Origin of the sequence: Gluconobacter sp. Dm-44 (genome assembly GCF_018256175.1) — a bacterium.
GTDB classification, from domain to species: Bacteria; Pseudomonadota; Alphaproteobacteria; order Acetobacterales; family Acetobacteraceae; genus Gluconobacter; species Gluconobacter cadivus.
The window spans coordinates 10,982-23,386 of sequence record NZ_JAERLZ010000012.1 but is presented as its reverse complement, the minus strand read 5'-3'; the positions used below and the strand labels follow the sequence as shown (position 1 = coordinate 23,386).

The window sequence follows — 12,405 nt, the reverse complement described above, 5'->3', positions numbered from 1 at the left end:
GTGCGGAAAATCTCTCTAGCCAGAAACAGGAAATGCTTTTCGGAAGTAGATTTCGTGACGACCTCAAAATTCTCGGGGTCGTTTTCCTGTTTGATTTATAAACACGTCTTCTTACTTTGAGGAATATACAGACCAGCAGTGAGACACGGACGTGGACAGACCGGATTACGACGCCTCCCTTGCGGTCATGACTTCGAAGGAGGCCGCAGAATACCTCCGGATATCGTATGATGGTTTCCGGACGATGCGATCGCGTGGTCAGGGACCTGCCGTCTTTATTGCACTCGGCAGACGACTGCGCTTTCGCAAGCAAGACCTTGATGCATTTCTTGCCTCGCGCGTTCAATACGACGACCGCGTTTCAGACCCGGGCCACGCCAAAGGGGTTTCTGCAGGGTCTGACCTGAACCCCGTCGCCCTAAAGCGCAAGAGAGGTCGGCCCCGCTCCACAGGCCAGATCGTCCTCATGCCGGTCTCCTTTTATGCAAAGGCCAGTCTTCTGCTCGCCCTGGCTATGGCCGGATGCATGATCAGTCTTTTGTTTTCCTGAAAAAGTCCTCGTTGTCCCGGAAAGAGTGAGCTTCAATCATGAGCGTCTCCAAAGCTATAAGCAGTGCCAATCCTAATCCTTTGGACGGCCTCCCGCATTGGCACGTGGAGACGCCTCACATCCTGCAGGCCGCTCTTTCAGAAGCTGGAAATTTTGAACTGGCTCAACGCACCATCGCTCAAACGCTGTTGCCTCGCTTTCCGCGCTGGACGGAGACATGTAGCGCCTTAAACGAGCAGGTTAGGCGCGTTCCGCTACCAGACGCAGTTCATCAAAACTACCTGTGTGCGAATACACGGCAAGCACGTAATGGTCTGACCTGGCTGCTCAACCCGGGCTGGGAGACGCGCCTTGACCTGCTCCCGACCTCTATCCGCCCCTGGATCATCAGAGATGGCGTGACCGAAAAGGTTTTTGCAGTCCTGTGGCTTGAGGATCCCGTCATCCTAGGAAAACGGGCCAGAAAGGCGCCGCAATGTTATGCGGATCTCGCGGAGAGTCTGATAGGAAAATTCCTGGGAGCCATACCGCAGCCCCCTGAAACACTCATCCCTACGCCTTGGGGGACACATGTTGAAACCACTTCCGGAACCGCACCGGTCGATCTGCACTTTCTCAATTGTGCATTATTGAACCTTCTCGCAGAGCAGCCCATCCTTAATGAACGTCTCGACGAAGGTTTGTCGATTCCTGAGAGAAACAAGCTGCTCTTTGATATCGTGCGTTTCCGGTTTCGGAAAGTCGCGTCGTATAAGACTATTGTACGCTTTGCTTATCAGGAAAACAGACGTTTTACGTCTCCCTTAAAGCGCGCGAATGTCCGGCAGATGTGCGAGCGTATTCATGCCTATCGGGAATTCCAGGCCAAGAAGGATGCTCGCGACAGTATCCCGGGTAAGGAGCGACAGGCGGCAGCAGGACCGGAAAGTGCACGACGCGTCTCTGAACAATTTCGCAAACGGGTCCTCGACACCGTCCGCACGTGGCCAGCGAGTGTAAAGCTCACAGCGAAAGCGGTGTCCGAAAAAGCCGGGATGTGCGAGAGTACCGCGCGGAAATACTTGCGGCTTTTGTCAAGGGCGACGACAGCCTCGACCGGTAAGACGCTTCCCCCCTCTGGTAGTCGTCTTAAAAAAGATAAGAATCTTTGTAATCCTGCTCAGACTTTTTGCCGCGAGGCCGAAATGACGGATTGCCTGTATTATGAATCGCACCTCATCAGGCAAAACCGGCGGAGTGCGCAGCCGGAAATGCCGCGAACACCGCTCTCAAGCTGGACCAACGCTACGGTTTCCTGGACATATCGGGCATCGGAACTGGCTTATGAAGACGCCTTACGGCGCGCGAAAGCCAGAACCAGGGCCCGCAGCCGGAAAGTGCTGAAGCACGAGTTAGGAATTGCGGGTGTTCAGGGGAATAAGGCGAAGTTAGAGGACGCGATTGCCCTGACCCGAATGAAATTCGAGGATCTACGCCAGATCAGAGAGACTTTGATTTCTCCCTCAGCTTTTTTCAAATACCTCGATTATATCGAATTTCGGTCTATTTATGCACTTCGGCAGGCATACAGGACCGGGGCCATTGCGAGAGCGATGCAACAGAGCAGAATGGCTACAAAGACGTATGGACGAATGCTTCACCTTCGAGTTGAAGCCGCCATTCAGATGAGCCCATGAAGATCAGCCCCCATTTTGAAGGCATCCATTCCAGGTTTTTGCTTATCGCCATCCTGCACTCTCAGCTTGTCAGGAGGGACCGTTTTTCGCCCCCTCGGTAGTGCTGATGGCCACAGTAACCAGAAGAATAAATGCAACATCAGCTGTCATAGAGCGCGTAGAGAGCATCTATTTCCTTGGCTTGGCAACATGCGGCATTCATTTCTAACGCGACCCATTGATCAGGTCACCCTGAGATTAGACCATCATTACACAGATCAGTGGAAATTTCGTGATGCCACGACGATCTTCTCGGACTGTGTTTCCTGCCGTTCTCTGCCAACGCTGTGCAGAGAACGGTTCCCGACATCAGCCAAAAGCGCAGAGAAATCGATGATCTCGCGGGCGACGAGATGCACGACCTCGCCTTCCTTCTGAAGACGACCCTTTACGCCCAACATCTGACTGGACAGCACGACGCGTCGGTATTTCTCGAACATGTCCGGCCAGACGATGACATTCAGCGCGGCGGTCTCATCTTCCAGAGTGACGAACACCACACCCTCCGCCGAGCCCGGACGCTGCCGCACCAGCACAAGCCCTGCCGCAGTCAGTCTGCGTCCGTCCTTTGCATCCAGTGCCTGTCGGCAGGACACGATGCCCTGTTCGGACAAATCGCTGCGCAGGAAGGCGAGTGGATGGTCCCGCAGGGTCAGGCCGGTCCGGTTGTAATCGCGTGTCACTTCGGCCCCCTCCTGCATGGGCCGGAGCAACATATCGGGTTCCTCTGCCTCGTGTTCGACCATGGCCGCAGCAAACAGCGGCAAGGGCTCGTCACGCAGGGCTCTGATAGCCCAAAGAGCCTCACGTCTTGCGAGACCGAAAGTCGGCCGGAAGGCGTCCGCCTCGGCAAGATGCGTCAACGAGGCTGCCTTCACCCCTGCCCGACGCCACAGATCGTCTACTGATGTGAACGGTTTTGCCCCCCGCGCGATAACGATCCGTGCGGCCTCATCATTGGCAAGTCCCTTCACCAGGCTCATGCCCAGCCGGACAGCAAATCTGCCCTCTCCTGTCTCTGGCCCTTCAAGCGTACTGTCCCATCGTGACGCGTTGATACAGATTGGCCTGATCTCAACGCCATGCTCGCGCGCGTCCCGCACAAGCTGGGCCGGTGCATAAAACCCCATCGGCTGGGAATTGAGCAGGGACGCCAGAAACACATCGGGATGTCTGCATTTCATCCAGGACGAAGAATAGACAAGAATTGCGAAACTTGCCGCATGACTCTCCGGGAAACCGTACGACCCAAAGCCCTCAAGCTGCTGGTAAATCCGTTCGGCAAACTCTTCCGAGTATCCTTTGCGCTTCATGCCTTCGACCAGCCGGGCCTGAAACTGGGAGACCGTGCCAGTATTCTTGAACGTCGCCATGGCGCGGCGCAGCTGATCCGCCTCGCTGGCTGAAAATCCCGCACAGACCATCGCGACCTGCATCGCCTGCTCCTGAAACAGCGGGATGCCAAGGGTCTTTTTCAGCACCTTCTCCAGTTCAGGTGTCGGATACTCCTCCGGTTCAAGTCCCTCGCGCCGTCTCAGGTAAGGATGGACCATATCCCCTTGAATGGGACCAGGCCGCACGATCGCAACTTCAATGACCAGATCATAGAAAACGCGAGGCTTGAGGCGCGGCAGCATGGACATCTGCGCCCGGCTCTCGATCTGAAACACCCCGATCGTATCGGCCTTGCGGATCATTCCATATGTGCGCGGATCCTCAGCCGGAATGGTCGCCAGCGTAAAATGCTGGCCTTTGTGTTCGGCCAGAAGGTCGAGCCCTTTCTTCATGCAGGTCAGCATCCCCAGCGCCAGACAGTCGACCTTCATGAATTTCAGGACGTCGATATCATCCTTGTCCCACTCGATGATCTGCCGGTTGTCCATGGCCGCTGGCTCCACCGGGACCAGTTCATCCAGCCGGTCATGGGTCAGCACGAAGCCACCGGGATGCTGGGAAAGATGGCGTGGCACGCCCATCAGGCAGCGGGCCAGATCCAAGGTCAGACGAATGCGGCGATCAGAGAGATCGATGCCGGTGTCCGTCAGCGTGTCTGTTTCCAGCTTTCGCCCCCAGCCCCAGATCTGCCCGGAGAGCGTACGGATCAGATCTTCAGGCAATCCCATGACCTTGCCGACATCCCGCAATGCACCCTTGGCGCGATAACGCGTCACGACAGCCGTCAGGGCTGCGCGGTCCCGGCCATAATGACTGTAAACCCACTGGAGCACCTCCTCCCGGCGCGCATGTTCAAAGTCTACGTCAATATCCGGTGGCTCGCGTCGCTCCTCACTGATGAAGCGCTCGAACAACAGGTTGTTCCGGGCCGGATCGATGGCCGTGACACCCAGCACGTAGCAAACGGCACTATTGGCGGCCGAACCCCGACCCTGACACAGAATACCTCGGGAACGGGCGTAACGGACGATACTGTGCACTGTCAGAAAGTAAGGCGCGTAATCCATGCGCGCGATCAGGGCGAGTTCATGATGGAGGCTCCTGCGAACCTCGTCAGGGATCCCCTCGGGATAGAAACTGTCTGCCCCTTCCCACGTCAGGGCTTCAAGGGCCTGCTGCGGCGTCTGACCCGGGACCGAAACTTCATCCGGATACTGATAGGCCAGATCATCAAGACTGAACCTGCAACGGTTCATGATGGTGACGGACCGCGCCACGGCTTCCGGATACCGGCTGAACAGTCGGGCCATTTCTTCAGGCGGTTTCAGGTAGCGATCCGCATGACGTTCACGGGCAAACCCGGCGTCGTCGATGGTGGTGTTGTGCCGGATACAGGTGACGACATCCTGCAGGATGCGCCGGTCGTAGGTATGAAACAGCACGTCATTAGTTACGACCGTTGGCACTCTTGTCTGATGCGCCAGGTGCGCCAGTTCATAAATCCGCATCTGGTCATTGGGACGTCGGAGCAGCGTCAGCGCCATGAAAGCGCGATCGGCGAAGATGTCTTTCAGCTTTCGCAGATGCAGAGCGCATGCGTCATCAGCCACGTCTGGGATCAGGATGACAAGCAGCCCCTCGCCCCAATGAACCAGATCTTCCCAGAGTAGATGGCACTTGCCCTTCCCGGCGCGGGCCTTGCCGATGGTAAGCAGCCGACACAACCGTCCATAAGCGGCGCGGTCGGTCGGATAGGCCAGCACCGACGGAAAATCAGCAAAGTCGAGGCGACACCCGACGACCAGCCGGATTCCGGCCACTTTCGCCGCAACATGGGCCTGCACCATGCCAGCCAGAGAATTGCGGTCACAGATCCCCAGCGCCTCAATCCCAAGCGCTTTCGCCTCCTCGAACAACTCGATGGGCGATGAGGCCCCGCGCAGGAACGAGAAATACGTTGTGACCTGCAACTCGGCATAAGGAGGTACCGAGGACGTCACCCGAAAATGCCATGCAGAAACCAGGCCTGCGATCCGGTCTCGCCATGCTCACCATCCCCCGCGCGGTAGAGCCAGAACCGCTCTCCGCTCGTGTCCTCCACCCGGAAATAGTCCCGGGCGATGGTCAGTTCGGTGTCATCCTTCCACCACTCCCCGAAAACCCGTTCGGGGCCATCCGCGCATTTCACCTTGCGCCGGACGCCACGCCAGATGAAGAACAACGGCGGCTGGTCGGGGAGTTCTGCCATGGCCTGCACCGGTTCGGGACGCGGCAGCAGACGTGTCGGACGTGGCCAGTGATTGGGCCAATCCTTTGCCTCTTCCGGGGCAAGAGCCGGCACGCGGCAGAAAGACCTTTCGGGGAGATCGCTCTCCACCGCGGCAAACCGATAAAGCGCATGGGTGCCGACCCGATTGGCCAGCGTGTCGATCAGGTCGGAAACATCGCTTTCTTCCTCTTCGGTCAGGGAGGAGACGGTTTGACGCCGGTCCATCGGCTCGGCCAGCGAGGCAATCAGCACCATACGCTCAATGCCGAAACCGGGATCGATGGTCTCGATCTTCTCGCACAGCAGCCGGGTCAGGCGCTTGACGTCCCGCACCGGCGTCGCCGTGGCCACGCGGACAGCTTCGGTGCGGCTGTCGACGCGGTGCAGCAGTAGATCAAGACGCCGCACACCCTGCCCGCGCTCGTCCAGCTTTTTACACAGCACAGGAACCAGCTTGCCAATATAGCGGGCGATGGTCTCCCCCGCAGCTATCGGCTCGGCAAAGTTTTGCACCACCTGCACCGGGTCAACAGGCCGGATCGGGATGATGGCCTCACTCACGCGACCGAAGGCCTGATCCAGTCTACGGGCTATGTCGGGGCCAAAGCGTAGCGTCAGCGGGGCCCGCGGCATCGCAGCGAGTGGGCCAATCCGCGACACCCCTAGCGCTATCAGCCCTTCGATACTCCTGGGGGGCAGACGCAGGGCTTCAATGGGTAAGTCAGAAAGGACGGAAGCCACGTCCCCCTGCGGCACGATAGTCAGCGACGCTTGGCCATAACGTGCGAGCGCGTGAGCGGCGCCCCACGTTTCGGCTATGGCTACTTTTGCTCTGAGGCCGGAACTGGACAGACGATGGATCATGTCCGTGAGCATGGTGCACTCACCACCATGAAGATGGTCAGCACCCGTGGTGTTCAGAATCAGGCCATCCGGCGGATCGGTTGCGACGAGAGGGGAAATCCGGTGCTGGAACCACAAGGCCAGCTTTTCCAGCCCCTGCCGGTCGCCTTCGGGATCGGCATCCATGAGGACCAGATCCGGATAGAGCGCCTGCGCCTTGGCGACCGGTGTGCCAGGACGCAGACCCAGCCTGCGGGCCGCCAGATCAACCGACAGCACAACGCGACGACGCCCCTCCCGCCCTACCAGCGCCAGAGGGAGATCAGGCGCTGGCGCGTCGTGCCCCAACCGCTTCCTGATCCGGTCTGTTGGCCAGAGCGGCAGGTAAAGCGAGACCACCCGCGAGACAACTCCTGTAGGCGAGCCTCCCTTTGGCATCGCAGGCCTCCACTTCAAAATCAGCACATTCGCCCGCACGGGCTCGGATCAGTTCCAGCAACCAGCGGGGTCGACCCACTCCCGGCACCGGCAACCCAACCGAGGGCAATACGGACACCCGCCAGCGCGTGGCACTCGCCGTCGGCTGACCAAAATCGGCGGCCTCGGTCTGACGGCGCCAGCGCCGGATCGCGAGGCCAAGCGCACCGGATGTTTCAGCAGCCAGTTGCAGGCGACGGGACGCCGTCATCGACAGACGCGCCACATCTGCGACCACGGCCCCGAGACCGCCATGCCGCAGCCCCTCTTCGAAACATGCCAGAACGTCAGCCTCCGCGGCGGCCTCGACATAAATGACCCTTCGGCCGGACAAACCGGCCTGTTTGAGCGCGGGACCAAACACATCCTGACGGGTGACGATCCACAACACTTTGCCGCGTGTCCGGGCCGCGATCCCGGCAACGAACTGTCCGGCTGCCGCACCATGCAGCGCATCATTGCCGCCACCGGCCACTTCATGGAGAGCCCCCAGCGCGAGCCCTCCCCCTGGCAGACGACTATCGATCTCCCTCACACCAAAAGGCAGAACGGACCGACGCCGGTTCGTATGACCTTCCAGACGGCTGATGGCAGCACGCAACGTCTCCAGCGCTGGTTTCGTGTTGGAAGAAGCACTCATTGCACAGGTCCGCCGCCCCTTGTCTGGCAGAATTTCAAGACTATATGTTCTTATTTTGTTCTCATGTGATTGCGCAAGTCAATGCCAATTTGCACCGGACAGGCAGACTGGTTGTCCACTCGTTGCTCAGGAAAATCCCGGGAGGTGACGTAAAGACTTGAAGGTAGAGGATTCTTCCTCCTCAATTCCTCCCCCCCCTGTGAAACCCAGGGGAGAATTCACATGCGCACAGCCGACGCTCCCATGACAACATTGGCGTCCTAAGACAAAGGCTTCAGGAGCTTTATCTGAATGGATCTCTGATCTTTTAACCCGCACCAGAAGCAACATGTAATGTCCGCCAAGGGGGGGTAAGTGGAATGTCGGTTATAGGGAAGAAATAACTGAATGCTGACATTTGCAGCTTTCGACCAGAATGCGTCGCTCGCCGATCGAGCTTTGACTGGCAGCTTCCGTAAGAGGCAGTCATTTGCTCGGCGCGAAGCCTCCGAACGACAACGGCAATTATCCGAAAGTTTGCATGTTGTCGGTCACTCGACCGGTGACCACGTCGATGACGCGAGGGGTTCGGAGCGGTTGGAACTGACCCGATTTTGTGGCGAAGATCGCGGGATCGAGATACTATCTTCTTTAGGGGGAATTTGGGAGAAGAGGCTTGATTACCGCGATCGAGATCGCCGGCGAGGCGACCTATCCGGCCGCCGGCGAGCGGCTGACGGACCTGAAGAAAGTCAACTATTTGTTCGGCCACAACGGATGCGGGAAAACGACGATCTCGCGGGCTGTGAATGACGCCGCGTCCCGTGCCGGTTTCAAAGTGATATGGGCGAACGGGCGCACGCTTGAGACACTCGTCTACAACAGGGACTTCGCCGAGCACAATTTCGGCGAGCAGATGCCCGGCATCTTCACGCTGGGCGAAGAGTCTACGCAAGCTGCTGCTGATATCGCGCGCCTGTCGCAGGAGATCGAGGCCATCGACCGCCAGTTGGCCGGACTGCGGGTGCAGCTCCAGGGCGACGATGGCAATAGCGGACGCCAGGGAGAACTCGCTGCGGCACGGACTGCGCTGGAGCATGCCTGTTGGAAATCTCAGCAGGACCACAAGGACAAATTCGAGGCAGCATTCACGGGCCATCGGGGTGGTCGAGTGGCCTTCTGCGATAAGGTATTGCAGGAGGCAGCCGTCGAGGGCGTTGATCTCAAGACCCTCGAAGAGCTTATCGCCCACGCCGAGACAGTCTTCCAGTCGGCGGCACCAGTGGAAACGTCGATCCCCGCGATCTCCTTCGATCGACTGACGGGGTTGGACGGGGCGGCGATCCTGGCCCGCCAAGTGGTCGGTCGCGACGACGTCGTCGTGGCCGAGTTGATCCGCCGGCTCGGGAATAGCGACTGGGTGAAGCAGGGCGTGGGATACCTCGACGTAGCGAGCGGGAGATGCCCCTTCTGCCAGCAACCCACGCCGCCCGACCTGACGCGTGACCTGAACGAGTTCTTCGACGAGCAGTATCTGAGGGACGTGGAGGCGATCGCGGGCCTCAAGCGCGACTACACGGCAGCCGTCGATACGATCTGCGCGCGGATCGATGCCATGCTGTCTGCTCCGAGCAGGTTCATCGACGCTTCGGTCCTCGAAGAACACTACACTGCATTGAAGACGGTGCTGGCGCTGAACCAGAGCCGTATCGATGCCAAGCAGCGCGAACCTAGTAATGTGGTTAACCTAGAGCCGACGTCTACACAGTCAGCTGCCATATCTGCGATGATCACGGCCGCCAATGAGGCGGCAGAGGGATATAACAAGACCATTCGTGATCTCGGCAACGCGAAGCGCAGGCTGATCGCAGAAGTCTGGCGGTTTGTGGTAGAGGAGCGCCGGACCGACCTCGACACCTTCACGACGGCCACCAGCGGCATTCAACGTACGATCACCGGCCTCCAGGCGAGCATCACCAATAAGGCGGCTCTCAGGACTGAGAAGGACCGGGAACGCAGGCAGATCGAAGAATCGATCACCAGCGTCCGGCCTACGGTCGACACCATCAACAGCATCCTCGCCTCATTCGGATTCTTGAACTTCAAGCTCGAGGTCGCGGGTGAACGTAGCGACATGTACCGGATCGTGCGGCTCGACGGCACGGACGCCGCACGTACACTTAGCGAGGGTGAGCGCTCGTTCATCACGTTCCTGTATTTCTACCATCGCCTGGCCGGTAGCCTTTCAAGCAACAACACCACGGCCGAGCGAATCGTCGTGTTCGACGATCCGGTGTCGAGCCTCGACGCCGATGTGCTGTTCATCGTCAGCGCGCTGATACGAAGGGTGATTTCCGACACCTCGGATGACCGTGGAAACATTAAGCAGGTGTTCGTGCTCACGCATAACATCTACTTCCACAAGGAGGTCAGTTACGACCGTCGTCGACCACTCACAGGCGTGCGCGCCTTCGAAACCTTCTGGGTCGTCCGCAAGCGCGACAACGTCTCGTCACTCCATCGCTACGAGCAGAACCCGGTGAAGACCTCCTACGAGCTGTTGTGGGAGGATGTCCGAAATCCTAACCGGGCGAGCCTGACGATCCAGAACACGATGCGCAGGATCGTCGAGAACTACCTCATCGTACTGGGCGGCCTCAAGCAAGACGAGATCGTCGCGAAGTTCGATGGACGCGATTCTCAGATCTGCGCATCGCTGTTCTCCTGGATCAACGACGGCTCCCACAGCGCCCACGACGACATCTACGTCGCCATCGATGAGAACGCGGTGGAGGGATATCTGCGTGTGTTCGAACAGGTGTTTGAGAAGACCGGACAGGGTGCGCACTACCGCATGATGATGCGCGTAGATGACGTTAACGATGACGAGGCTCCCGCCGAACACGCGACGGCCGCCGCTCTGATGGAGCAACCTGCGCGGTGAAACCGAAGTCGGCCGGTGCGGAAGCGCAGATCACGATCGACAAAGCCTGGTGGGAGCATCTGACGCCGACGCCGATGCACAAGCTGCGCAGCGAAGTCGAGCGGCGGCTGCGGGCTTGGTGCAAGACGGAATATGGCGCGCACTGGTTGAGTAGCGCGCGGGAGCCTGGTGGCGTGATCCGCGTGAAGTCTGGACAGGCGATACCCGACTTCCACATGATGTTCATGCGGAACGGACCCCGCTTCGTCGCCCCGCAGGAGACGATGCGCCCCGGACATCGATGCGTATCTGTCGGGAGCGAAGGCTATCGATCCGGCAAACCCCCGCAGGCCGACGAACTCATCCTCTCACCGATCATCCGGATCGATTGGGTCGCGGATTCGGCTTTCCTGGACGCTGCCCGACGGTTCGATATCAACGTGCCTTCGTCCGCCATCGGCGAGCCTAGCTTACTGTTCTCGGCCCCCGCTCACTTGCTCCTATTCCCGTCCGGCTGGCCGAAAAAGTCGTTCGTGCTCTACCAGCACATCTTCGGCGAAGGCGCGTCGTATCCGGTCGACGGCTACTTCTACGTCGGCATCACGACGCGCAGCTGGAAGACGCGTTGGGCAGAGCATCGGCGAGCAATGCGCAAGGGCAGCAACTTGCTGTTCCACCGTAAGCTGAGAGAGGAGCTGGAAGGTAAGCGTGTTACCTACATCCACCACAAGGTGATGGCCGTAACGACCGACGTGGACGCGCTATACGCGTCGGAAGAGGCGATGGTGCGAGGGCATTGGAAGGATGCTAGGCGCCTCAACATGATCCCCGGTGGTCGAGCCGCATTCCGATATCTGCGGCGCGCTGGCTTGATGAACACCACAGCCAAGGAACTGCCCGATGATCGCGACGGTGCAGTGTCGGCTTGGCTGGATCAACATCCAGACCATAACCTTCCAGAGATCTGAACTCGGCAAGCGGGCCAGTCGGGGCTCCCAGGGTTCTGGACGAAGCTCCGCCTTAATCCTTCTGGAGCTCCCACCTCGCCCCGGTCACACCGCGCCGGTCGGGGCCGGCGCCCCAAGCCGACGATCATCAGGCCGGCAAGATGCGTAGTCCCTGATCCTGTGACCGGCCGGTTCCGGGAGATCCGGACGTTCGAATAGCTCAGCGGGAATGGCCGCTTTGTCTCAAACTCAGTCTATCAAGCTTAGTTTAGTAATGTCCGCTTTCAGGCAATTACCATGAACGTCCGAATGTCCGAGGTGAAGGCGACTACAGCCTGTCCGCTGCCATTCGTTGAGCAGATAGACTGTTTAGGGGGTGAACAGAAGGTCGGTTATTGGGAAGGGATGACCGAAACAAGCCATTTGCAGCGTTCACGCTCATGACGACTTACGATCGAGCCCGGTTATTCATTTCAGCTCCGAGAACCGTCCGGTCAAAATGGAAGCTACCGACTATTCTATGACATCATCACCTCGGCCATATCTGCGACTTAAAGGTCGTCATTTTTCGAGGTATCAAAATATTCCGGTATCCATACAACGGATCAATCCGCTACAACCCGTGTAGGGGATTGGTTCGCACGACGATTAGTATCCCTTGCTTATG

At 58.7% G+C, this 12,405-nt stretch carries 7 protein-coding genes; 4 read left to right on the top strand and 3 right to left on the bottom strand.

The genetic code is table 11. The features are described from left to right. Positions 1-187: 187 nt before the first annotated feature. Both JK213_RS12740 and JK213_RS12735 read left to right on the top strand, forming a co-directional pair. Positions 188-550: a helix-turn-helix domain-containing protein gene (locus tag JK213_RS12740; RefSeq protein ID WP_194262401.1), complete on the top strand. Its 363-nt coding sequence runs from the start codon at positions 188-190 to the stop codon at positions 548-550. A gap of 38 nt (positions 551-588) precedes the next feature. Continuing rightward, entirely contained in the window at positions 589-2,226 is a 1,638-nt protein-coding gene (locus JK213_RS12735) for a hypothetical protein (RefSeq protein WP_194262232.1), read from the top strand. Positions 2,227-2,483: 257 nt separating this feature from the next. On the opposite strand, the gene JK213_RS12730 is transcribed toward JK213_RS12735, so the two are convergent. The 3 genes from JK213_RS12730 to JK213_RS12720 are packed head-to-tail and all read right to left on the bottom strand — an operon-like array spanning position 2,484 to position 7,889. Next, a complete protein-coding gene (locus JK213_RS12730) occupies positions 2,484-5,660 on the bottom strand; it encodes an error-prone DNA polymerase (protein WP_194262231.1) in 3,177 nt (1,058 codons plus the stop codon). Further along, positions 5,657-7,210 carry a DNA polymerase Y family protein gene (locus JK213_RS12725; protein ID WP_228125461.1) on the bottom strand — a complete coding sequence of 518 codons (1,554 nt, stop codon included), beginning with the start codon at positions 7,208-7,210 and terminating at the stop codon, positions 5,657-5,659. The genes JK213_RS12730 and JK213_RS12725 overlap by 4 nt, the downstream gene beginning before the upstream one ends. Further along, positions 7,095-7,889 carry an ImuA family protein gene (locus tag JK213_RS12720; protein WP_194262230.1) on the bottom strand — a complete coding sequence of 265 codons (795 nt, stop codon included), beginning with the start codon at positions 7,887-7,889 and terminating at the stop codon, positions 7,095-7,097. The genes JK213_RS12725 and JK213_RS12720 overlap by 116 nt, the downstream gene beginning before the upstream one ends. Positions 7,890-8,544: 655 nt before the next feature. Between JK213_RS12720 and JK213_RS12715 the strand changes: the two genes are divergently transcribed. Together JK213_RS12715 and JK213_RS12710 are read left to right on the top strand one after the other, a co-directional pair. Beyond that, entirely contained in the window at positions 8,545-10,812 is a 2,268-nt protein-coding gene (locus JK213_RS12715; RefSeq protein WP_194262229.1) for an AAA family ATPase, read from the top strand. Then, positions 10,809-11,759 carry a hypothetical protein gene (locus JK213_RS12710; RefSeq protein ID WP_194262228.1) on the top strand — a complete coding sequence of 317 codons (951 nt, stop codon included), beginning with the start codon at positions 10,809-10,811 and terminating at the stop codon, positions 11,757-11,759. Before JK213_RS12715 ends, JK213_RS12710 begins: the two co-directional genes overlap by 4 nt. Positions 11,760-12,405 lie beyond the last annotated feature (646 nt).